23 protein-coding genes are annotated in these 20,359 nt (G+C 60.3%); 12 read left to right on the forward strand and 11 right to left on the reverse strand.

The annotated features are described in order from the left end of the window. Positions 1-112 precede the first annotated feature (112 nt). The 4 genes from FFI16_RS26920 (at position 113) to cfaB (ending at position 3,331) form a co-directional block, all read left to right on the forward strand. The gene (locus FFI16_RS26920) at positions 113-367 is read left to right on the forward strand and encodes a hypothetical protein (RefSeq protein WP_138813221.1); all 255 of its coding nucleotides are present in this window, start codon (positions 113-115) and stop codon (positions 365-367) included. Between the two features lie 67 nt (positions 368-434). Further along, complete coding sequence (locus FFI16_RS26925) at positions 435-1,280, forward strand: DUF692 domain-containing protein (protein WP_138813222.1); 846 nt, start codon at positions 435-437, stop codon at positions 1,278-1,280. Next, on the forward strand, positions 1,271-2,059 hold the full coding sequence (locus FFI16_RS26930) for a DNA-binding domain-containing protein (protein WP_138813223.1): 789 nt from the start codon (positions 1,271-1,273) through the stop codon (positions 2,057-2,059). Before FFI16_RS26925 ends, FFI16_RS26930 begins: the two co-directional genes overlap by 10 nt. Positions 2,060-2,146: 87 nt before the next feature. After that, positions 2,147-3,331 carry a C17 cyclopropane fatty acid synthase CfaB gene (cfaB, locus tag FFI16_RS26935; RefSeq protein ID WP_138813224.1) on the forward strand — a complete coding sequence of 395 codons (1,185 nt, stop codon included), beginning with the start codon at positions 2,147-2,149 and terminating at the stop codon, positions 3,329-3,331. A 136-nt stretch (positions 3,332-3,467) separates the two neighbouring features. Here cfaB and cls read toward each other — a convergent pair whose 3' ends face one another. Next, positions 3,468-4,907 (reverse strand): cardiolipin synthase, encoded by a 1,440-nt coding sequence (gene cls / locus FFI16_RS26940; RefSeq protein ID WP_138813225.1) that lies wholly within the window; start codon positions 4,905-4,907, stop codon positions 3,468-3,470. 130 nt (positions 4,908-5,037) lie between these two features. On the opposite strand from cls, the gene FFI16_RS26945 reads away from it, so the two are divergent. After that, a complete protein-coding gene (locus FFI16_RS26945) occupies positions 5,038-5,559 on the forward strand; it encodes a DUF3617 domain-containing protein (protein WP_138813226.1) in 522 nt (173 codons plus the stop codon). On the opposite strand, the gene FFI16_RS26950 is transcribed toward FFI16_RS26945, so the two are convergent. The 7 genes from FFI16_RS26950 to folE2 are packed head-to-tail and all read right to left on the reverse strand — an operon-like array spanning position 5,556 to position 11,181. Continuing rightward, positions 5,556-6,893, reverse strand: coding sequence for a dihydroorotase (locus tag FFI16_RS26950; protein ID WP_138813227.1), 1,338 nt, complete (start codon positions 6,891-6,893; stop codon positions 5,556-5,558). The two genes, FFI16_RS26945 and FFI16_RS26950, sit on opposite strands and share 4 nt — an antisense overlap. Before the next feature lie 3 nt (positions 6,894-6,896). Continuing rightward, positions 6,897-7,457, reverse strand: a complete 561-nt coding sequence (locus tag FFI16_RS26955) for a DapH/DapD/GlmU-related protein (protein ID WP_029290088.1) — start codon at positions 7,455-7,457, stop codon at positions 6,897-6,899. Then, the gene (hisI, locus tag FFI16_RS26960) at positions 7,454-7,867 is read right to left on the reverse strand and encodes a phosphoribosyl-AMP cyclohydrolase (RefSeq protein WP_138813228.1); all 414 of its coding nucleotides are present in this window, start codon (positions 7,865-7,867) and stop codon (positions 7,454-7,456) included. Before hisI ends, FFI16_RS26955 begins: the two co-directional genes overlap by 4 nt. Beyond that, entirely contained in the window at positions 7,864-8,742 is an 879-nt protein-coding gene (locus FFI16_RS26965; RefSeq protein WP_065932043.1) for a metal ABC transporter substrate-binding protein, read from the reverse strand. Before FFI16_RS26965 ends, hisI begins: the two co-directional genes overlap by 4 nt. An 11-nt stretch (positions 8,743-8,753) precedes the next feature. Beyond that, positions 8,754-9,620, reverse strand: coding sequence for a metal ABC transporter permease (locus tag FFI16_RS26970; RefSeq protein ID WP_138813229.1), 867 nt, complete (start codon positions 9,618-9,620; stop codon positions 8,754-8,756). Then, positions 9,620-10,288 (reverse strand): metal ABC transporter ATP-binding protein, encoded by a 669-nt coding sequence (locus FFI16_RS26975; RefSeq protein ID WP_138813230.1) that lies wholly within the window; start codon positions 10,286-10,288, stop codon positions 9,620-9,622. Before FFI16_RS26975 ends, FFI16_RS26970 begins: the two co-directional genes overlap by 1 nt. Beyond that, positions 10,285-11,181 carry a GTP cyclohydrolase FolE2 gene (gene folE2 / locus FFI16_RS26980; RefSeq protein ID WP_138813231.1) on the reverse strand — a complete coding sequence of 299 codons (897 nt, stop codon included), beginning with the start codon at positions 11,179-11,181 and terminating at the stop codon, positions 10,285-10,287. Before folE2 ends, FFI16_RS26975 begins: the two co-directional genes overlap by 4 nt. 128 nt (positions 11,182-11,309) lie before the next feature. On the opposite strand from folE2, the gene FFI16_RS26985 reads away from it, so the two are divergent. Further along, entirely contained in the window at positions 11,310-12,521 is a 1,212-nt protein-coding gene (locus FFI16_RS26985; protein WP_138813232.1) for an N-acetylmuramoyl-L-alanine amidase, read from the forward strand. On the opposite strand, the gene FFI16_RS26990 is transcribed toward FFI16_RS26985, so the two are convergent. Continuing rightward, a complete protein-coding gene (locus FFI16_RS26990; RefSeq protein ID WP_138813233.1) occupies positions 12,518-12,886 on the reverse strand; it encodes a glutamine synthetase in 369 nt (122 codons plus the stop codon). The two genes, FFI16_RS26985 and FFI16_RS26990, sit on opposite strands and share 4 nt — an antisense overlap. A gap of 125 nt (positions 12,887-13,011) precedes the next feature. On the opposite strand from FFI16_RS26990, the gene dksA reads away from it, so the two are divergent. The 4 genes from dksA to FFI16_RS27010 are packed head-to-tail and all read left to right on the forward strand — an operon-like array spanning position 13,012 to position 16,298. After that, positions 13,012-13,416: an RNA polymerase-binding protein DksA gene (gene dksA / locus FFI16_RS26995; RefSeq protein ID WP_099488206.1), complete on the forward strand. Its 405-nt coding sequence runs from the start codon at positions 13,012-13,014 to the stop codon at positions 13,414-13,416. A gap of 27 nt (positions 13,417-13,443) precedes the next feature. Then, the gene (gene zigA / locus FFI16_RS27000; protein ID WP_138813234.1) at positions 13,444-14,649 is read left to right on the forward strand and encodes a zinc metallochaperone GTPase ZigA; all 1,206 of its coding nucleotides are present in this window, start codon (positions 13,444-13,446) and stop codon (positions 14,647-14,649) included. Then, positions 14,649-15,293 (forward strand): DUF1826 domain-containing protein, encoded by a 645-nt coding sequence (locus FFI16_RS27005; RefSeq protein WP_138813235.1) that lies wholly within the window; start codon positions 14,649-14,651, stop codon positions 15,291-15,293. Before zigA ends, FFI16_RS27005 begins: the two co-directional genes overlap by 1 nt. A gap of 42 nt (positions 15,294-15,335) precedes the next feature. Continuing rightward, entirely contained in the window at positions 15,336-16,298 is a 963-nt protein-coding gene (locus FFI16_RS27010) for a GTP-binding protein (protein ID WP_138813236.1), read from the forward strand. Here FFI16_RS27010 and FFI16_RS27015 read toward each other — a convergent pair. Further along, on the reverse strand, positions 16,292-16,687 hold the full coding sequence (locus FFI16_RS27015) for a DUF3301 domain-containing protein (protein ID WP_058421086.1): 396 nt from the start codon (positions 16,685-16,687) through the stop codon (positions 16,292-16,294). The two genes, FFI16_RS27010 and FFI16_RS27015, sit on opposite strands and share 7 nt — an antisense overlap. 117 nt (positions 16,688-16,804) lie before the next feature. Between FFI16_RS27015 and pdxY the strand changes: the two genes are divergently transcribed. Beyond that, positions 16,805-17,677 (forward strand): pyridoxal kinase PdxY, encoded by an 873-nt coding sequence (gene pdxY, locus FFI16_RS27020; RefSeq protein ID WP_138813237.1) that lies wholly within the window; start codon positions 16,805-16,807, stop codon positions 17,675-17,677. A 129-nt stretch (positions 17,678-17,806) separates the two neighbouring features. Here the strand turns inward: pdxY and FFI16_RS27025 are convergent, their stop codons facing one another. Continuing rightward, on the reverse strand, positions 17,807-18,292 hold the full coding sequence (locus tag FFI16_RS27025; protein ID WP_138813238.1) for an acyl-CoA thioesterase: 486 nt from the start codon (positions 18,290-18,292) through the stop codon (positions 17,807-17,809). Positions 18,293-18,583: 291 nt separating this feature from the next. On the opposite strand from FFI16_RS27025, the gene FFI16_RS27030 reads away from it, so the two are divergent. Next, complete coding sequence (locus FFI16_RS27030; RefSeq protein WP_138813239.1) at positions 18,584-20,347, forward strand: cation:proton antiporter; 1,764 nt, start codon at positions 18,584-18,586, stop codon at positions 20,345-20,347. The last annotated feature ends 12 nt before the right edge of the window (positions 20,348-20,359 follow it).

The following is a 20,359-nucleotide window of genomic DNA, read 5'->3' on the forward strand; positions in this document are numbered from 1 at the left end:
AGAAATATTTGCACACGGCTGTAACGCCGGTGGTGGGCCTCACTCTAGTGGTATGTCGAGACTGAACAATCCGTTCAGACCGATTCCACTACCGATCATGAGGAATACAAAAATGAACTTCAAATCCGCTGCTGCTGGTGCCGCCCTCGCAATGGCCGCTGCTACCATGTTTGCTGGTGTTGTCACTCAGGCTCAAGCCGCTGACACCGCTGTGCACTGCTACGGCATCAACGCATGCAAAGGCCAGAACGATTGCAAAACCAAAGACCACGCTTGCAAAGGTCTAGGTTCTTGCAAAGGCCAGGGCTTCAAGGCTATGGCCAGTGCAGACGCTTGCACCAAGGCTGGCGGCAAAGTCGGCGAATAACCGGCAACCCAGTGCTCCCGCAGCGGATGCCCCCCACCGCTGCGGACACTTTGCCCAGGAGTGTGTGATGTCCGCTTCCCTTACAAGTCTGGGTTACGGCCTGGGTTTACGCAGTGAGTACTACCAGCAGATCCTTGAACAGTCGCCGGCGGTGGATTGGTTCGAAGTGATCTCCGAGAATTATCTGGTCCAGGGCGGTAAAGCCTTGTACTACCTGGACGCGATAGCCGAGCGTTATCCCCTGGTGATGCACGGTGTGTCCCTGTCCATCGGCGGGCCGCATGCCCTCGATACCGATTACCTGAAACACATCAAACAGCTTGCCGAACGCATTCAGCCTGCGTGGATCTCCGATCACCTGTGCTGGAGCCGTGGCAGTGCCCATCAGTTGCACGACTTGCTGCCGCTGCCTTACACCGAAGAAAGCCTTTACCACGTGGCCGGCCGCGTGCGCCAAGTGCAGGATGTGTTGCAACGCCCACTGGTGCTGGAAAACGTCTCCAGCTATGTGCGCTCCAAGGCTGATGAGTTTACCGAGTGGGAATTTCTCAACGCCCTGGCCCATCTCACCGGGTGCCAGCTGTTGCTGGACGTGAACAACGTGTATGTCAGCTCGCGCAACCATGGGTTTGATGCCTGGACGTTTATCCGCAGTTTGCCGCCCGAGAGCATCCGCCAGCTGCATCTGGCCGGGCATATGGACTACGGCGACTATGTGGTCGATACCCATGACCATCCGGTGTGCGATCCAGTGTGGGCGCTCTATCAACAGACGCTTGAGCACCTGGGGCCGGTCTCGACCTTGCTGGAGCGCGATGACCATTTCCCGCCGTTCGAAGAGCTGCTCACCGAATTGAGCAAGGCCCGTGAATTGGGTGCAACCGCCTTGGCCAGGAGATCGTTATGCGCCTGACCGATTGGCAATTGGCCTTTGAGCAACACCTGTTATCTGAAAACTCAGCAGCAAACAGTGGTTTCGCCGCGACTTTGCTCGGCGGGCCGACCCTGGATGTGGACACGGGCCTGGCGATTTATCACAACGCCTACTTGTCGCGCTTGCAGGAAGTGCTGCGCCATGACTTCGGTGCCATTTGGTATTGGCTCGGCGATGATGAGTTTGCATCCCTGACAGAAGCCTATTTGCGCCGTTATCCGTCCGCCCATTACAGCCTGCGTTGGCTGGGTGAGCGGTTCCCGGCATTTATCGTCGAGCACCTGGTGGCTGAGCAGAGCGCGCCACTGGCTGAGCTGGGGCAGTTGGAATGGGCGTTTACCCTGGCGTTTGATGCGCCGCGGGGCGAACCGCTGAGCCTGGACGCCATGGCGCAGTTGGCGCCCGAAGAATGGCCGGCGTTGCAGGTGACCCTGGCACCATCGGTGCAGCAGATGCTGTGTCACTTCAACACCGTGGCCATTTGGCGGGCGAGCAAGGATAAGTCGGAGTTTCCCGACAGCCACGCGCTGGAGCTGGCGCAGATTTGCCTGGTGTGGCGCCACCAGAACGTGTGCCATTACCGCAGCCTGGAGCCAGCGGAGGCCTGTGCCTTGGCGGGAATGGTGACCACCGGCTGGAATTTTTCAGAACTGTGCGAAGCACTGGTAGTCACTTATGCAGAGGGTGCGCCACTGCAAGCGGTGACATGGCTGAAACAGTGGATCCAGGATGGTTTGCTCGAGCGCCGAGCCCCATAGAAGAAGGCTATTAAATCGATAGCCTCCTACTTTATCTTCGGATGGTCTACCCTCACTCCAGACGTCTGAAACAAGGGGGGACTACTCATGCTCGCGCAACTTCCACCGGCCTTACAGAATCTTCAGCTACCGCTGCGTCTTCGACTCTGGGACGGCCATGAATTCAACTTGGGCCCCGAGCCCAGTGTGACCATCGTGGTGAAGGACCCCACGGTCGTGTCCAAGCTGACCCATCCAACGCTCGATGCTTTGGGCGAAGCCTTCGTCGAGGGCAAGTTGGAGCTGGAAGGCTCCATCGCCGAGGTCATCCGGGTATGTGACGAGCTGAGTCACGCCCTGATCGACGACGACGAAGGGCGTCGTCCGGTGCGCTCGATCCACGACAAGGCCACTGACGCAGCGGCTATTTCCTACCATTACGACCTGTCCAACGAGTTCTACCAGCTATGGCTGGACCAGGACATGGCGTATTCCTGCGGGTATTTCGAAACCGGCAGCGAATCCATCGATCAGGCCCAACAAGACAAATTTCGTCACCTGTGCCGCAAGTTGCGGTTGCAGCCGGGTGAGTATTTGCTCGATGTAGGCTGCGGCTGGGGCGGGCTGGCGCGGTTTGCGGCGCGTGAGTTCGGGGTCAAAGTGTTTGGTATCACCTTGAGCAAAGAGCAACTGGCACTCGCCTGGGAACGGGTGAAAGCCGAAGGCCTGGAAGATCAGGTGGACCTGCAACTGCTCGATTACCGCGACCTGCCGCAAGATGGCCGTTTCGACAAAGTGGTGAGCGTGGGCATGTTCGAACACGTCGGCCACGCCAACCTGGCGGAGTATTGCAAGACGCTGTTCGGCGCGGTGCGCGAGGGCGGCCTGGTGATGAACCACGGCATTACTGCCAAGCATACCGATGGCCGACCTGTGGGCCGTGGCGCCGGGGAGTTTATCGAGCGTTACGTATTCCCCAACGGCGAGCTGCCGCACCTGGCGATGATGACCGCCGAAATCAGTGAAGTCGGGCTGGAAGTGGTCGACGTCGAAAGCTTGCGCCTGCACTACGCGCGCACCTTGGATCATTGGAGCGAGCGCCTGGAAGACAATCTCGAAGCGGCAGCGAAGATGGTGCCGGAGCAGGCATTGCGGATCTGGCGGCTGTACCTGGCCGGTTGCGCCTATGCGTTTGCGCGGGGCTGGATCAATTTGCATCAGATTCTGGCAGTGAAACCCCATGCCGATGGCAGCCATGAACTGCCGTGGACGCGGGAAGATATTTACCGCTGAAACTCGGTTATAAAAGTGCTGAAGATCTAAATGTGGGAGCGGGCTTGCTCGCGAATGCGGAGTGTCAGAACCAAATTAATTGGCTGATCCACCGCATTCGCGAGCAAGCCCGCTCCCACATTTGTTCTGTGCTGTATCAAAGAATCGGTGAAATAAGCCGCGCCACCCGCATGCCCAGTTGTTGCAGGCGACGGGTCTCGCGGCTTTCTTCCTGGCTGACTTCATGTGCGAGGGCAAAGTCGTCCAGCAGCATGTGTTCCACCTCGCTGGCAAACGCCTCGTCCACCGTCAGCAGCATCACCTCAAAATTCAGCCGGAACGAACGGTTGTCCATGTTCGCGCTACCGATGGCGCTGATTTCGCTGTCCACTAACACGACTTTTTGATGCAGAAAACCCGGCTTGTAGCGAAATACCCGCACGCCGGCGCGTACCGCTTCGATCGCGTAAAGGCTGGACGCGGCGTAGACGATGCGATGGTCGGGGCGCGACGGCAGCAACAGGCGTACGTCAACACCGCGCAGCACGGCCAGGCGCAAGGCTGAGAACACCGCCTCATCGGGGACGAAATATGGGCTGGTGATCCACACGCGTTCGGTCGCCGCATGAATGGCTTCGACAAAAAACAGCGAACACGTTTCATACGGATCAGCCGGGCCGCTGGCGAGCAATTGGCAGAGCACGCCGTCTTCCGGGTAAGTGTCCGGCAAAATCAGCGGCGGCAGTTCGCGCGCCGCCCAGAACCAGTCTTCGGCAAACGACTCCTGCAGGCACGCCACCACCGGGCCGGTGACCTGTACATGGGTGTCGCGCCAGGGTGCCAGTGGCGGCTTTTTGCCCAGGTATTCATCGCCGACGTTGTGCCCGCCGACAAACCCGGTAATGCCGTCCACCACCACGATTTTACGATGGTTGCGGAAGTTGACCTGGAAGCGGTTAAGCCAGCCGCTGCGGGTGGCGAACGCTTTGACTTTGACCCCGGCGTCGCGCAGCGATTGCACATAACGATGGGGCAGGGCATGGCTGCCGATGCGGTCGTAGAGCACATGAATATCTACACCTGCGGCAGCTTTTTCCTTCAGCAGCGCATGCAACTGTCTGCCAAGCTCGTCGTCATGAATGATGAAAAACTGGAACAGTACTGCAGTTTTGGCATTGCGAATGGCGTCGAAAATCGCGCTGAACGTGGCTTCACCATTGATCAGCAAACGCACTTCATTATTGGCCAGGCACGGCATGCGCCCCAGTTTGGGCATGGCGCGCAAGGAACCGTAGGCGCTGGAGTTGCGCGCGGCCAGGGCTTCGTCGACCCACGGGCGCCAGTTCAGCTCGGTGATGGCGGTGTGCATTTCCTGGTTGGCTTGGCGACGTGCCTGGATGTACGCGTCGAAGGTGCTGCGGCCGAAGATCAGGTACGGGATCAGCGTCAGGTAAGGCATGAACATCAGCGACAAGGCCCAGGCGATCGAGCCTTGGGCGGTCCTGACCGTCAGCACCGCGTGGATCGCGGCCAGCGTGCCGAGAAAGTGCAGCGTGGCAATGAAGTAGGCGAGCAGGTGCGGGCCAAAAAAATCCATGAACGACATTACTCCAGGCAATCGAGTGCCTAACAGACCATGTTCCACAGCGAATGTCGCTATTTTATTTGCCGTGCAACACTGGCGGCTTTGCGGCGTCTAACGCCCACAATTACCCAGGAGTTACTCGATGAATGCTCGTCTGCTTGGTTTGGCCATGGTTGTTGGATTGACGCTGCCCGTGGCGGCTCAGGCGCAGATGCTGGCGCCGGGCTTGTGGGAATTGACCACCAGCAATATGAAAGTCGATAACCAGGACTTGCCGGACCTGTCGCTGATCCTCGGTCAGCTCAAGCAACAGATGACCCCTGAGCAGCGTGCGATGCTGGAAAAACAGGGCATCACCATGGCCGGTAAAGGCGTGCAGGTATGCCTGACGCCTGCCCAGGTCGCCTCTGATTCGATCCCGCTGACCGACCCGCAATCGGGCTGCAAGCAAGAAGTGACCGACAAGACCGGCAACCAATGGAAATTCCGGTTCAGCTGCCCGAAAGCCCAGGGCACTGGCGTTGCAACCTTCCAGAGCCAGCAGGAATTCACCACCACCGTTAACGGTACGTTCAACGCCACCGGCGTCCAGCAGAAGGGCAGCTTGGACACCCACGCCCAGTGGTTGGGCAATGATTGCGGTACGGTAAAACCCCGCGCTTAACGCAGAAAATGCAGGGGCAAACCCTGGCAGCTGTCGACCACCTGGCCGTTGTGCCACGCCAAGTGGCCGGACACCAGCGTGGTGCTCACGCTGTGGCGGAAGCTGCGTTCGGTAAAGGGTGTCCAACCGCAGCGGGCGAGGATCGGCTGGCTGCTTACCGGTTTGCCTTCGGGCTCGGGTTTGATCAGTACCAGGTCGGCCCAATAGCCTTCACGCAAGTAACCACGGTCCGGGATGGCGAATAAATCGGCCACCCGGTGACTGGTTTTTGCCACCAGCGTGGTCATGGGCAAATGCCCGTCGATGACCAATTCCAATAACGCCGGCAACGCGTGCTGCACCAGCGGCAACCCGGACGGCGCCTCCCGATAGCCCAACTGTTTTTGCGCCCAGGTATGCGGTGCATGGTCGGTGCCGATCACATCCAGACGATCACTCAACAAGGCCAGGCGCAACGCGTCGCGGTCGGCGCGGGTCTTGATCGCCGGGTTGCATTTGATCTGGTGGCCGAGGCGATGATAGTCACGGTCATCGAACAGCAAGTGGTGCACGCAGACTTCGGCGGTAATGCGCTTTTCGGCCAAGGGCATGTCTTCGAACAACGCCAGTTCGCGGGCGCTGGTCAGGTGCAGCACATGCAGGCGCGTGCCATGGCGCTTGGCCAATTCCACGGCAAAGGACGACGAGCGATAACAGGCTTCGGCATCGCGGATCAGCGGGTGGGCGACGGCTGGTATCTGCTCGCCGAAACGCTCGCGCAGGCGTTGCTCGTTGGCCAGGATGCTCGGCGTGTGCTCGCAGTGGGCCAGCAGGATGGTCGGTACTTCGGCAAACAGCCGCTCCAGAATCCTTGGGTCGTCCACCAGCATATTGCCGGTAGAGGCGCCCATGAACACTTTGACCCCGGCCACTTCACGCGGGTCCAGGGCGGCAACGATGTCGAGGTTGTCGTTGCTCACGCCAAAGTGAAAGCCGTAGTTGGCCACTGAGTGCAACGCGGCGCGGCGCTTTTTATCGGCCAGCGCTTCCAGATTCAAAGTGGCGGGGTTGGTGTTGGGCATGTCCATGAAACTGGTGATGCCACCGGCCACTGCTGCGCGGGATTCGCTGTAGAAACTGCCTTTGTCCGGCGCGCCAGGTTCGCGAAAGTGCACTTGGTCGTCGATCATGCCCGGTAGCAGCCATTGGCCTTGGGCGTCGATTTCCACTGGCTCGTTGTAGCCTTCAAGGCTGCCGGCGATCTTTTCGATACGGCCGTTGGCGACCAGCACATCGGCGTCAAATTCCAGGCCTTCATTGACCAGGCGGGCGTTGCGGATCAGCAGGCGGCTCATGGTTCAGAACTCGTTTTGCAGGGCTTTGTAACCACGCACTAGGTCGACGTTGGTACGCGCGACGTCTTCGGAAAACTCCGAGGCGCTGACACTCACCGGCGGGAATTGCGACAGGTCAGTATTGGGGCCGATGCGGGTGGTGGAGGGCACGTAGAAGGCGGCGGGCAGGTCGCGGCCGTCGACCACCGAGTTGTGGCGCACCACGCAGCCGTCGCCGACTACGCAGTTGAACAGCACGCTGTTGAAACCAATGAAAACGCGGTCGCCGACGGTACACGGGCCGTGGACGATGGAACGATGTGCGATAGACGTGAACTCTCCAATTGTCACCGCCGCGCCGGATTTGGAGTGGATCACCACGCCGTCCTGGATGTTGGAATTGGCGCCGATGGTGATCGGGTCCATGTCGCCGGTGGCGTCGACTTCGTCGGCGCGGATCACGGCGTAGGGGCCGACGAACACGTTCTCGCCAATGATGACCTTGCCGCAGATGATCGCGGTCTTGTCGACGTAGGCCGACTCGGCAATCACCGGCAGATCGCCGGAAGGGTTCTTGCGGATCATGCAACAGGCTCCGTGATGATGTGGACGTGGTTGCCATCGATGGCGTTGTAGAAGCAGGTGGGTCGCCCGGTGTGGCAAGCCGGGCCCTGCTGGTCGACGATCAGCAGCACGGCGTCGCCGTCGCAATCCAGGCGCGCCTCGATCAACTGTTGCCAGTGGCCGGAGCTTTCGCCTTTGCGCCACAGTTGCTGGCGTGAGCGCGACCAGTAGCAGACGTGCCCGCTGGCCAGGGTTTCGGTGAGCGCTTGGTGGTTCATCCAGGCCAGCATCAGCACTTCGCCGCTGCGGTGTTGCTGGGCGATGGCGGCGATCAGGCCATCGCTGTTCCACGGCAGGGCGTCGAGCACGGGTTCGAGTGGAAAGCGGCTGCCAAGGGCAGCCTCTTCCAGGTCGAGCATGCTCAGTGTCATGGCTTGCTCAGGGCGGCGCACAAGGTGTTGAGGTTGTACTCGAACAGCCCGGTAAAAGTGCTGGCCGGGCCTTCGGCGGCGAGGGCGTCGGAGTACAGCGTTCCGCCGATCTGCGCGCCGCTTTCGTCCGCGATCTGCTTAAGCAGGCGCGAGTCCTTGATGTTTTCCATGAACACGGCTTTGACCTTGTCCTTGCGGATCTGGGTGATCAGCGCAGCGACTTCGGCAGCCGAAGGTTCGCGTTCGGTCGACAGACCTTGGGGTGCCAGGAACTGGATGCCGTAGGCCTGGCCCAAGTAACCAAAGGCGTCATGGGAGGTGACGATGCGACGGTTGCCGGCTGGCAGTGCGCCGAACTTGGTCTTGGCTTCGGCCAGCAAACGGTAGATTTCTTTCAGGTAGGTCTGGCTGTTACGCAGATAGTCAGCCTTGTTGGCCGGGTCGGCAGCTACGAGTGCCTTGGTGATGTTGTTCACATAGATTTCGGCGTTGGCCAGGTTGTGCCAGGCGTGTGGGTCCGGAATGGTTTCGCCGTCTTCTTCCATGGTGTGGGAGATCACGCCCTTGCTGGCGGTGACCACGGTAGCTTTGGTTTCGGTGCTGGTGACCAGGCGGTCCAGCCAGGGTTCGAAGCCCAGGCCGTTCTTGATGATGACCTTGGCCTTGAGCAGCGCCTTGGCATCGTCCGGCGTCGGCTCATAGGTGTGGGCGTCGGAGTCTGGTCCGACCATGTTGCTGATCTGGATGTGATCACCACCGATCTGGTGGGTGATGTCATCGAGAATACTGAAGCTGGTGACCACTTGGAGTTTGTCGGCAGCCTGGGCCATCGACAAGGGCAGCAGAAGACTGAACAGCACGAGTAAAGCGCGCATCGGGAAACACCTCATTGGGATGTAAGAGAGGGCGGGCGGCGCAGCAAGCCGTGCACCGGGCCGAAAACCACGGACAGCAAATACCCGCCGCCAGCCACCAGCACGATGGCCGGGCCGCTGGGCAGTGAGTAGTAGAACGACAGCAGCAAACCAAACCACACCGACAGGCATCCCAGCACCGCCGATACCGCAATCAATACCGGCAGGCGCCGGCTCCAGAAGCGTGAAGCAATCGCCGGCAACATCATCAAACCCACCACCATCAACGCGCCGATGGCCTGGAAGCCGATCACCAGGTTCAGCACCACCAGGGTCAGGAACAACCCGTGGGCAAGTGGGCCAAGGCGGCTGACGGTTTGCAGGAACAGCGGGTCAAGGGTGTCCAGCAGCAGCGGTTTGTAGATCAGCCCCATGGCGATCAGGCTGAAACCCGAGACCCAGAGCATGCCGGTGAGGGTGGTTTCGTCCACCGCCAGGGCGGAGCCGAACAGCAGGTGCAGAAGATCCAGGCGCTTGCCGGCGATGCCCAGGATCAGCACACCCGCGGCGAGCGAGATGGGGTAGATGGCGGCGAGGCTGGCGTCTTCGCGCAGGCCGGTGCGGCGGGTGATCCACGCCGACAACCCGGCCATGCCCAGCCCGGCGCCGAGGCCGCCGATGGTCAGCGCGGGCAGGCTGATGCCGGCGAACCAGAAGCCCAACGCGGCGCCGGGCAGAATGCCGTGGGCTACGGCGTCACCGATCAGGCTCATGCGCCGCAGTATCAGGAACACACCCAGCGGCGCGGTGCTGCACGCAAGCACCAGCCCGCCAATCAGGGCGCGGCGCATGAAGACGAAATCTTGAAACGGCATCCATAAGTGGGCGGCGAAGTGCATCAGGCCACCTGCATTTGAGGTTGCTGGCGGATCAGTTCTTTACTGGGGCCGAATACGCAGCCAGAGCTTTTGATTTGCGCTACTTGCTGAGTGTGGTGGCGCACGGAGGCGAGGTCGTGACACACGATCACCACCGTGCGGCCTTCATCGTGCCAGGCGTGTACGTGTTTCCAGCACAGCGCCTGGCCTTCTTCGTCGAGGGCGGCGTGGGGTTCGTCGAGTAGCAACACTGGCGCTTCAGCCAGGCTCATGCGCGCCAGCAGCGCGCGTTGCAGTTCGCCGCCAGACAACGCCATCAACGGTCGATGTTCCAGGCCGGTTAGGCACCAGTCTTCCAATACGGCTTGCAGGCGCTGGCTGCGTTGTTCCGGGGTGAGTTTGGTGCCCCAGAAACCGGCTGCCACCAACTCTTGCAGGCTGATCGGAAACTGCCGGTCCAGGTGTTGCTGCTGCGGCAGGAACGACAAGCCGCCACGACGTGGAACATCCACGCTGACGTTGCCCGCCAATGGTTTTTGCAGCCCGGCAATGACTTTGAGCAGGCTGCTTTTGCCCGTGCCGTTGGCGCCAATGATGCCGGTGAGGCTGCCTTTTTCCAGGCGCAGATCCAGCGCAGGGGTGAGTGGTTGCCCGGGTGCGCCCCAGCGCAAAGCGTTGCAGGTGATCATGCAGAGTCTCTCGTCCAGCGGCTTTCAGCCACGGCATCGTGCGCGTGCAGGCTTTCGGCGTGGATCACTTTCAGGTGGAAGGCTTTGACGGCATCCGAGCGTTTCAAGGCGAGGTTCAGGCGGCGAGCGGCGTCTTCGCAGAACATTAGGTTCTGCCCATTGGCTAGGGCGAAGGCTTGTTCGTCCGCGCGTTTTACGGCGGTTTGCACGGCAGTGCCGAGGGCGGCTTCGACGTTGTCGATCAGGTCTGTGAGCGGCAGGGTGTTGTGGCTGGCGTCCAGTTGGATCGACAGTTGGGCGCTGCTGCGCTGGCTGTGAGGCGTGGCCACGATGCCGTTGGCGCTGCCGAGCCAGGTCAATACGTCTTCGTGCTGTAACGGCGTGTTGGCAAAATCTTGAAGAAACTGCTGCTGAATCAACTGCCTGGCGAGCGCAGCCGAGCAAGGGCAAGTTGAGGAATAAGTAACGTCAATTTTTAGTTCCACGTGGAACATCTGGTTTTCCAGACGCGCTTCGATGCACACCGGGTAGCCTTTCCAGCCGGCCAACGGGCTGACCAAGGCCGGGCGTTTGAGCAACAAATCCGTGTGAATACGCAAGTAGGCGTTCTTAGATAATCCTTCATGACTCTCGAGAAAGCGCTGCAGTACATTACGCAGAAGTGCAGGTGTAAGAAGCTGCTGGTCGAGCATTTCCAAAGCCAGGTACAGGCGCGACATATGAATGCCACGGGCCTCGCCATCGTCCAGGCTCACACCTGCATCGGCAGTGGCAGCCAGGCGTTGGCCGTCGATGAGGATTGGCAGGGCGATGCCGCACATGCCCACCCAGTCGAGTGGCAAGGCTTGCCGTGAAGCCTGCGCGGCGATATCCGGCAGAGTCAGCGCATTCATGAGCAGGTCCATCGTTGGAAATAAAAAGACATGTTATATTATAACTATTAAGTCGACGATGATTTTTCTGCTCCAGTCTTTCTTCAGTCATGTCGAGCAGGGACGCTCCTTTATTTGCGGTGTTTTTCATGCACAGACGTCAGCTTCTCAATCTGCTGCTGGTCAGCCCTCTGTTCACCTTTCCATTGGGGGCGTTCGCCACACAGATTCGTAATGCGCGCTTGTGGCGCTCCGACGACAAACTGCGGCTGGTGTTCGACCTCAGCGGCCCGGTGCAATACAAGACCTTCTCCCTGACATCGCCGGAGCGCGTGATCATCGACCTGAGCGGCGCCGGGCTCAGTGGTGATTTTTCGCAGTTGGCGCTGAAGAACAGTGGTATTACTTCGATTCGTTCGGGGCATTTCGGCAAGAGCGATACCCGTATCGTGCTGGACCTGGCCTCGCCGATGCAGCTCAACAGCTTTCTATTGCCGCCACAGGACGGCCAAGGCCATCGGCTGGTGCTCGACCTGACCAACGCCACCCACGCGCCGCGCCAGATTGCTGCCGAGCCGGCGCCATTAGTCGCGCCAGTCGACAAGGCGCATCCCAAGCGCGACATCATTGTGGTGGTCGATCCCGGCCACGGCGGCAAAGACCCTGGCGCCATCGGTTCCAAGGGCCAGCGCGAAAAAGACGTGGTGCTGTCCATCGCCCAACTGCTGGCCAAGCGCTTGAAGCGCGAGAAGGGCTTTGACGTGAAGCTGGTGCGCAACGATGACTTCTTCGTGCCGCTGCGCAAGCGCGTGGACATCGCCCGTCAGCACAAGGCCGATATGTTTATCTCGGTGCATGCCGACGCCGCGCCACGGCTCACCGCATCCGGCGCTTCGGTGTATGCGTTGTCGGAAGGCGGCGCCACCTCTGCCACCGCACGCTTTATGGCGCAGCGCGAAAACGGCGCCGACCTGCTGGGGGCCACCACCTTGCTCAACCTCAAGGACAAGGACCCGATGCTCGCCGGGGTGATTCTCGATATGTCGATGAACGCCACCATCGCCTCCAGCCTGCAACTGGGCAGCTCGGTGTTGGGCAGCCTGCAAAGCATCACCACGCTGCACCAGAAGCGCGTGGAGCAAGCCGGGTTCGCGGTGCTCAAATCACCTGACGTGCCGTCGATCCTGGTGGAAACCGGGTTTATCTCCAACACTCGGGACGCCCAGCGGCTGGTGACGGCGCGTCATCAACAGGCCGTGGCGGATGGCCTGTTCGACGGCCTGAAAAAATACTTCGAGAAGAACCCGCCGATGAACAGCTACATGGCTTGGGTTCAGGAACAGAAAAGCGGCCAGGTCTAACAGCCGGCTATACGGCTGCACGTGAACTTGGCGCTGGCGCCACCCGAGCTGGAAAACCGGTTGATGGTGGTCCAGCCCACGCGGCGCGTGTAGCCGACCCACGCCTCACCATCGGACGCCAACCCGGTAAAGAAAGTCAGTTGCCCGTAGCGGCTGCTGGTCTGTGCCCAGTAGCGTTTGCCGATCACCTCAAAACCGCGCAAGTACGTGGTGCTGCCAACCGTCGCCACGCTGTAGGCATTGCCCAGCGGGTCTACACAGGCCAGCAAGTTGGCGCTGCGCGTGCAGTTCGCCAGAAGGCTCGGCGTTTGCGCGCAGGCAGATCCTGCCACGCCCAATAACAAGGCACACACCAGGGTTTTCATAGTGCCTCTCGGGCAAGAAAGTGTTCCAGCATTGCGCCCTTCGTCGTGGCGAGCAAGCGGGGTTGGCTTATTTGTATTGTTATACTATAACATTAAAGCACAGCCTGACCCGTGAACCGCTTTCCATGACTGAACAAGACCTTCTGGCCCAACCGCCCGCCGATTACATGAATGACGCTCAGCAAGGTTTCTTCCGAGCACTGTTGCTGACTCAGCGCGACGAATTGCAGGCGCGTATAGAGGCCGAATTTTTGCTGCTGCGCGAGCAGGAAACCAACAGCGACCTGGCCGACATCGGCAGCGCCGAAGAACAGCGCCAATGGCAGCTGCGCCTGCTGGAGCGCGAAAAAAAGCTCTTGGACAAGATCGACGATGCCCTCGAGCTGCTGGCCCGCGGCGAATACGGCTGGTGCCGCGAAACCGGCGAGCCCATCGGCCTGCAACGCCTGCTGCTGCGGCCCACCGCCACCCTGTGTATCGAAGCCAAAGAACGTGAAGAGCTGCGCGAACGCCATAAACGGGCGATTTGACCGGCCAACCCTGATGAGGACTACCTGATGACCAATCGCCTTCCCGTTACCGTGCTGTCCGGCTTTCTCGGCGCCGGTAAAAGCACACTGCTCAACTACGTTCTGCGCAATCGCGAAAACCTGCGGGTGGCGGTGATCGTCAACGACATGAGTGAAATCAATATCGACGGCAGCGAGGTGCAGCGCGACGTCACCCTGAATCGCTCCGAAGAAAAACTGGTAGAGATGAGCAACGGCTGCATCTGCTGCACCTTGCGTGAAGACTTGCTGGAAGAGGTCACAAAGCTCGCCAAGGAAGATCGCTTCGATTACCTGTTGATCGAATCCACCGGCATTTCCGAGCCGTTGCCCGTGGCCGAAACCTTCACCTTTCGTGATGAAAACGAGCAAAGCCTGGCCGATATCGCGCGCTTGGACACCATGGTCACCGTGGTCGACGGCATGAACTTCCTGCTCGACTACCAAGCTGCCGAAAGCCTTGCTTCCCGGGGTGAAACCCTGGGCGAAGACGACGAGCGCTCCATCACTGACCTGCTGATCGAGCAGATCGAATTCGCCGACGTGATCCTGATCAGCAAGATCGACCTGATCAGCAGCCGCGAACGCGAGGAGTTGATGGCCATCCTTGAGCGCCTCAATGCGCAGGCGGAAATCATCCCGATGGTGATGGGCGAAGTACCGCTGAACAAGATCCTCAACACCGGCCGCTTCGACTTTGAGCGCGCAGCGCAAGCTCCGGGCTGGCTGCAGGAGTTGCGCGGTGAACACGTGCCGGAAACCGAAGAATATGGCATCGCCTCCACCGCTTACCGCGCGCGTCGCCCGTTTCATCCGCAGCGCTTCTTCGACTTTATCGATCGCCCTTGGGTGAACGGCAAACTGCTGCGCTCCAAGGGCTTTTTCTGGCTGGCGAGCAAGCATCAGGATGCGGGCAGTTGGTCCCAGGCCGGCGGATTGATGCGCCATGGCTTTGCCGGGCGCTGGTGGCGTTTTGTGCCGAAAAGCCAGTGGCCACAGGATGAAGAAAGCGTGGCGGCGATCATGGGCAACTGGCAATTGAGCACCGGCGACTGCCGCCAGGAACTGGTGTTTATCGGGCAAAACATCGACTTCGCGCAGATGCGCGCCGAGCTGGACGCGTGCTTGCTTAATGATGAAGAAATGGCCCTGGGCGTCGAAGGTTGGCGCCAGTTGGCCGACCCCTTTGGCCCTTGGTATGAGCAGGTAGCCTGATGCTGGCCCCGGTAATCCCCTTACGCCCGGTGATCCGGCAGACCCGTGGTGAAACGCCGCTGGCGCTGTCGGACATCCTCGAAAACGACGTCAACCTGGCGCTATGGCAGCGCCAGTTGCCGCTGCATATCGCCGAATTCGGCGCGTTGCTGGTGGCGCTTAATGAGCCGTTGGCCGATTCCATGGTGATTGAACTGGAGAATGAGGACGCTGTGCCGAATTTGCAGGGGTTGGCGTCCAGTTGCCGCGATCTTGAAGGCTACGAAGGCTTTATTGCCGATGTGTCCTGGCTGGTCAGCGCGTTTGCTTGCCTGCTCGGCGCCAAGCGCATTGGCGTGCGTCTGCGGCTGCTGGACAAGGCCATGTGCCCGCGTTTTCACGTCGACCATGTGCCGGTTCGGCTGATCACCACCTACGCCGGGATCGGCAGCCAGTGGCTGCGCGAAGGCGTGATGGACCGTCGCAAGCTCAGCCAGCCCGACGCGGAACCCACCGAGCGTATCGAGCAGGTCCACTGCGGCGAAGTGGCCTTGCTCAAGGGCACAAAATGGCACGGCAACGAGAACCATGGCTTGATCCATCGTTCACCCGCGCTCAAGGCCGACGAGCGCCGGTTGATCCTGACGCTGGATTGGCTCGCATAAGCGCGTAGGATCAAACGCTCTAACTGGCCTGAATGAAGCCCCATGCTGCAGAACATTCCCACCCACGTGATTGCCGGGCCTTTGGGCGCCGGCAAGACCAGTCTGATCAAAAACCTGCTGGCCCAACGCCCGGCCAACGAGCGCTGGGCCGTGTTGATCAATGAGTTCGGGCAAATCGGCCTGGACGCTGCCTTGCTCACACAGGACGACGACGGCATTGCCCTGGGCGAAGTCGCAGGTGGCTGTTTGTGCTGTGTGAATGGTGCACCGTTCCAGGTAGGGCTTGGCCGCCTGTTGCGTAAGGCCAAGCCGGATCGGCTGTTTATCGAGCCTTCGGGCTTGGGGCATCCGGCGCAGTTGCTCAAGCAGTTGCGTGAGGCGCCATGGCAGGGCGTGCTCGCGGTTCAGCCGTGTGTGCTGGTATTGGATGCCCAAGCATTGGCAGCGGGCAAAGCATTGCCGCAGGCACAGCAGCAAGCGCTGGCCAGCGCCGGTTTGCTGGTGTTGAACAAAGATGAAGCGCTGGATGCCGCACAGCGCCAAGCCATAGAACAGCAACTGCCGGCTTGCCCGATTCACTGGACCCGCCAGGCGCAATTGCCGCTGACGCAATTGCCCGGCCTGAATGCACAGGCTGGTGCAGCTGTGGATAACTTCGAGGTGCCCAAAGGCCTGGCACAGATACCCGCCGTCTGGGCTGATCCTGCGTTGCCCATTTGCTTGAGCCAGGCCCAGGAAGGTGGCTGGAGTATCGGTTGGCGCTGGCACCCGAGCCAGTCGTTCGACATTGTGCGCCTGCACGGATGGCTGGCAGGCCTTGAATGGCGCCGCGCCAAGCTGGTTATCCACAGCGGCGCTACCTGGGTGTCGGCTAACGCTGTGGATAATAGTCCACTCACCTGGCAACCCAGCGAGTGGCGCCGTGATTCACGTATTGAGTTGATTTTCAGCCAGCCACAGGACGTGGCAGGGCTACAGAGCGCGCTGGCCGCCTGCCGTCAGTGACGGGTCTTGCTGGCGTGGTCCTGGCGCCATTGGCTCAGCTCGATGACTTCGGCGCTTGGCAGCGGCGTTTTGATTTCGAACGGGTAGGGCGCCAATTCGATCTGCGCGCTATGGGCGCCGAACTGAGTAATGGTCCCAGGATGACGGGCTTCGCCGGTCACGGTGAATTCAAAGTTATAAATGCGCGCCAAGCGGCGCCGACCATTGGCATCCTTCACAAAACCGATGCGTTTGAGCGCCACCGCGCCGTCGAGCAGTTCGATATCGAGCTTGGCGCAATGCTGCTTGACCCGCTCCAGCGCCTTTTCGCGCAGGCCGTGGTTGTGCCACACCCAGGCGGCACCGGTCGCCAACAGCATCAACACGAAGATGTTTCCCAGGGTCAGCATGCGATGAACTCCAACAAAGTGAGAGCAGCTTAACTGTGTCGCTGGTCTGTCGTACAGGCTGCGTTTAGTCGCATACTGCGCGGCCAGAATTCAAACGGCTTTACGGAAATCTCCCGCATGAAACGCACACCTCATCTGCTTGCGATCCAGTCTCATGTGGTCTTTGGCCACGCCGGAAACAGCGCCGCCGTATTCCCCATGCAGCGGGTCGGGGTGAACGTCTGGCCGCTGAACACGGTGCAGTTCTCCAACCACACCCAGTATGGCCAGTGGGCGGGCGAAGTGCTGGCGCCGCAGCAAATTCCGGCGCTGGTAGAAGGTATTGCCGCGATTGGCGAATTGGGCAACTGCGATGCGGTGCTGTCCGGCTACCTGGGCAGTGCCGACCAGGGCCGAGCGATTCTTACCGGCGTGGCGCGTATCAAGGCCATCAACCCTAAAGCCCTGTACCTGTGCGACCCCGTCATGGGCCATCCGGAAAAGGGCTGCATCGTGCCCCAGGAAGTCAGCGATTTCCTGCTAGACGAGGCGGCGGCCATGGCGGATTTCCTGTGCCCTAATCAGCTGGAGCTGGACAGCTTCGCCGGGCGCAAGCCGCAATCGCTGTTCGATTGCCTGGCCATGGCCAAGGCGCTGCTGGCCCGTGGGCCGAAGGCGGTATTGGTCAAGCACTTGGATTACCCGGGCAAGCTGCCGGAAGGTTTCGAGATGCTGCTGGTTACAACAGAAGGCAGCTGGCACTTGCGCCGGCCGTTGCTGGCGTTCCCGCGTCAGCCGGTGGGCGTGGGCGACCTGACGTCGGGGTTATTCCTGGCGCGTGTGCTGTTGGGTGACAGCCTGTTGGCAGCCTTCGAGTTCACCGCCGCAGCGGTGCATGAAGTGCTGCTGGAAACCCAGGCGTGTGCCAGTTACGAGCTGGAGCTGGTGCGGGCTCAGGATCGTATCGCGCATCCGCGCGTGCGCTTTGAAGCAACACCCATCGGTTTGTAACCACGCAGATCAAAATGTGGGAGCGGGCTTGCTCGCGATAGCGCAGTGTCAGTCAATACATGTGTGGCTGACCCACCGTATTCGCGAGCAAGCCCGCTCCCACATTTGACCCGGTTTACAATTCCAGACTTATGGCCCGTCGGCCTTGATTTCCTGGTAACGCTTCTCCAGCTCCTGACGGATCTGCCGACGCTGTTGCGCCTGCACAAACCGGCGCTTGTCTTCGCTGTTCTGCGGCTGCAGCGGCGGGACGGTAGCGGGTTTGCGCTGATCGTCCACGGCCACCATGGTGAAGAAACAGCTGTTGGTATGGCGCACCGAGCGCTCGCGGATGTTTTCTGTCACCACCTTGATGCCCACTTCCATCGACGTGTTGCCGGTGTAGTTGACCGAGGCCAGGAAGGTCACCAGCTCGCCGACATGGATCGGCTCGCGAAAAATCACCTGGTCAACCGACAGCGTCACCACATAACGGCCCGCGTAACGGCTCGCGCAGGCGTAGGCCACTTCGTCGAGGTACTTGAGCAGGGTGCCGCCGTGAACATTGCCTGAGAAGTTGGCCATGTCAGGGGTCATCAATACCGTCATCGACAGCTGGGCGTTTCCGGGTTCCATAGCACACTCACGGGTTGTAGGCATTGGTTGGGGGACACCTCTACGGGTGCTGGAATCTTTACAGCGCTCTCCCTAACGGGACGCCGATGGGCGGCTTGCCGTCACGCGAATGCCGATCTGTTTCCATATATTGCACCGGCTTTCTGCCGGAAGTCGCGGTGTTAACCTTCAAAAGCCCATCTCAGGGCATTTCTTACGATCAAGGCAGACTTTTCCTTCCGCGCTTCGCGACTGTTCAAGGGCGCGTGCGGAAGTGGGAAAAGCGCCAGTACCCTCAAGGAGCCCCTCGCCATGCACGCCATCAGCTTTATCCAGGACTTGGCCGTGATCATGCTGGTGGCAGGGGTTGTCACCATCCTGTTTCACCGCCTCAAGCAGCCGGTGGTGCTGGGGTATATCGTCGCCGGGTTCATCATCGGCCCTCACACGCCACCGTTCGGCCTGATCCACGACGAAGACACCATCAAGACCCTCGCTGAACTGGGGGTGATCTTCCTGATGTTCTGCCTGGGCCTGGAGTTCAGCCTGCGCAAGTTGTTCAAGGTGGGCGCCACGGCGTTTATCGCGGCCTTCCTGGAAATCATCCTGATGATCTGGATCGGCTACGAGATCGGCCGCTGGTTTGACTGGAACACCATGGATTCGCTGTTCTTGGGCGCGATCCTGGCGATTTCCTCGACCACCATCATCGTCAAGGCGCTGAATGACCTGAAGATGAAGAACCAGCGCTTTGCCCAGCTGATTTTCGGCGTGCTGATCGTCGAGGACATCCTGGGTATCGGCATCATCGCCTTGCTGTCGAGCATCGCCGTCAGCGGCACGGTGAGTTCCGGCGAGGTGTTCTCCACGGTCGGCAAGCTGTCGCTGTTCATGATTGTGGCGTTGGTGATCGGCATTTTGCTGGTGCCGCGTCTGCTGGCCTATGTGGCCAAGTTTGAAAGTAACGAGATGCTGCTGATCACCGTGCTGGGCCTGTGTTTCGGCTTCTGCCTGCTGGTGGTCAAGCTCGAGTACAGCATGGTGCTGGGCGCCTTCCTGATCGGCGCGATCATGGCTGAATCTCGCCAGTTAATTAAAATTGAACGCCTGATCGAACCGGTTCGCGACATGTTCAGCGCAATTTTCTTTGTCGCCATTGGCTTGATGATCGACCCGCAGATCCTGCTGCAGTACGCCTGGCCAATCGCGGTGATTACCGTGGCGGTGGTGCTGGGCAAAATGCTGTCCTGCGGCCTGGGGGCGTTTATCGCCGGCAATGATGGCCGTACCTCACTGCGTGTGGGCATGGGGCTATCACAGATTGGCGAGTTTTCCTTCATCATCGCCGCGCTGGGGATGACCTTGCAGGTGACCAGCGACTTTCTCTATCCGGTGGCGGTGGCGGTTTCGGCGATCACCACGCTGCTCACGCCCTACCTGATTCGTGGGGCTGACCCATTGTCGTTGAAGATTGCTGCGGTAATGCCCAAGCGCATGAGCCGGGTGTTCGGCATGTACGGCGAATGGTTGCGCAGCATTCAGCCTCAAGGTGAGGGCGCGATGCTGGCGTCGATGATTCGCAAGATCATCCTGCAAGTGGGCGTGAACCTGGCATTGGTGATCGCGATCTTCTTCGCCGGCAGTTTCTTCGCGGCGCGCATTGGCGGGTATCTGCAAGGCTGGATCAGTGATCCGAGCTGGCAGAAGGCATTGATCTGGGGCGGGGCGTTGCTGCTGTCGCTGCCGTTTCTGATTGCGGCGTACCGCAAGCTCAAGGCGCTGTCGATGTTGCTGGCGGAGATGAGTGTGAAACCGGAGATGGCCGGGCGGCATACTCAGCGTGTGCGACGGGTGATCGCCGAGGTGATCCCGGTCCTGTCGCTGCTGGTGATCTTCCTGCTATTGGCAGCCTTGTCGGCGAGTATTTTGCCGACCAACAAGCTGCTGGTGCTGATTGCCGTGGTCACGGCGGCGGTGGCGGCGGTGCTCTGGCGGTGGTTCATCCGCGTGCATACGCGGATGCAGGTCGCCTTGCTGGAGACCCTGGATAACCACAAAGATACGCCGGAGCACTAGAGGTCTGGCGGG

The organism is Pseudomonas sp. KBS0710, assembly GCF_005938045.2.
GTDB lineage: Bacteria > Pseudomonadota > Gammaproteobacteria > Pseudomonadales > Pseudomonadaceae > Aquipseudomonas.

What these genes read in the sequence shown, in the direction of transcription:
- FFI16_RS26920 (WP_138813221.1), top strand. Translation starts at nt 113, where the DNA reads ATGAACTTCAAATCCGCTGCTGCTGGTGCCGCCCTCGCAATGGCCGCT.
- FFI16_RS26925 (WP_138813222.1), top strand. Translation starts at nt 435, where the DNA reads ATGTCCGCTTCCCTTACAAGTCTGGGTTACGGCCTGGGTTTACGCAGT.
- FFI16_RS26930 (WP_138813223.1), top strand. Translation starts at nt 1,271, where the DNA reads ATGCGCCTGACCGATTGGCAATTGGCCTTTGAGCAACACCTGTTATCT.
- cfaB (WP_138813224.1), top strand. Translation starts at nt 2,147, where the DNA reads ATGCTCGCGCAACTTCCACCGGCCTTACAGAATCTTCAGCTACCGCTG.
- cls (WP_138813225.1), bottom strand. Translation starts at nt 4,907, where the DNA reads ATGGATTTTTTTGGCCCGCACCTGCTCGCCTACTTCATTGCCACGCTG.
- FFI16_RS26945 (WP_138813226.1), top strand. Translation starts at nt 5,038, where the DNA reads ATGAATGCTCGTCTGCTTGGTTTGGCCATGGTTGTTGGATTGACGCTG.
- FFI16_RS26950 (WP_138813227.1), bottom strand. Translation starts at nt 6,893, where the DNA reads ATGAGCCGCCTGCTGATCCGCAACGCCCGCCTGGTCAATGAAGGCCTG.
- FFI16_RS26955 (WP_029290088.1), bottom strand. Translation starts at nt 7,457, where the DNA reads ATGATCCGCAAGAACCCTTCCGGCGATCTGCCGGTGATTGCCGAGTCG.
- hisI (WP_138813228.1), bottom strand. Translation starts at nt 7,867, where the DNA reads ATGACACTGAGCATGCTCGACCTGGAAGAGGCTGCCCTTGGCAGCCGC.
- FFI16_RS26965 (WP_065932043.1), bottom strand. Translation starts at nt 8,742, where the DNA reads ATGCGCGCTTTACTCGTGCTGTTCAGTCTTCTGCTGCCCTTGTCGATG.
- FFI16_RS26970 (WP_138813229.1), bottom strand. Translation starts at nt 9,620, where the DNA reads ATGCACTTCGCCGCCCACTTATGGATGCCGTTTCAAGATTTCGTCTTC.
- FFI16_RS26975 (WP_138813230.1), bottom strand. Translation starts at nt 10,288, where the DNA reads ATGATCACCTGCAACGCTTTGCGCTGGGGCGCACCCGGGCAACCACTC.
- folE2 (WP_138813231.1), bottom strand. Translation starts at nt 11,181, where the DNA reads ATGAATGCGCTGACTCTGCCGGATATCGCCGCGCAGGCTTCACGGCAA.
- FFI16_RS26985 (WP_138813232.1), top strand. Translation starts at nt 11,310, where the DNA reads ATGCACAGACGTCAGCTTCTCAATCTGCTGCTGGTCAGCCCTCTGTTC.
- FFI16_RS26990 (WP_138813233.1), bottom strand. Translation starts at nt 12,886, where the DNA reads ATGAAAACCCTGGTGTGTGCCTTGTTATTGGGCGTGGCAGGATCTGCC.
- dksA (WP_099488206.1), top strand. Translation starts at nt 13,012, where the DNA reads ATGACTGAACAAGACCTTCTGGCCCAACCGCCCGCCGATTACATGAAT.
- zigA (WP_138813234.1), top strand. Translation starts at nt 13,444, where the DNA reads ATGACCAATCGCCTTCCCGTTACCGTGCTGTCCGGCTTTCTCGGCGCC.
- FFI16_RS27005 (WP_138813235.1), top strand. Translation starts at nt 14,649, where the DNA reads ATGCTGGCCCCGGTAATCCCCTTACGCCCGGTGATCCGGCAGACCCGT.
- FFI16_RS27010 (WP_138813236.1), top strand. Translation starts at nt 15,336, where the DNA reads ATGCTGCAGAACATTCCCACCCACGTGATTGCCGGGCCTTTGGGCGCC.
- FFI16_RS27015 (WP_058421086.1), bottom strand. Translation starts at nt 16,687, where the DNA reads ATGCTGACCCTGGGAAACATCTTCGTGTTGATGCTGTTGGCGACCGGT.
- pdxY (WP_138813237.1), top strand. Translation starts at nt 16,805, where the DNA reads ATGAAACGCACACCTCATCTGCTTGCGATCCAGTCTCATGTGGTCTTT.
- FFI16_RS27025 (WP_138813238.1), bottom strand. Translation starts at nt 18,292, where the DNA reads ATGGAACCCGGAAACGCCCAGCTGTCGATGACGGTATTGATGACCCCT.
- FFI16_RS27030 (WP_138813239.1), top strand. Translation starts at nt 18,584, where the DNA reads ATGCACGCCATCAGCTTTATCCAGGACTTGGCCGTGATCATGCTGGTG.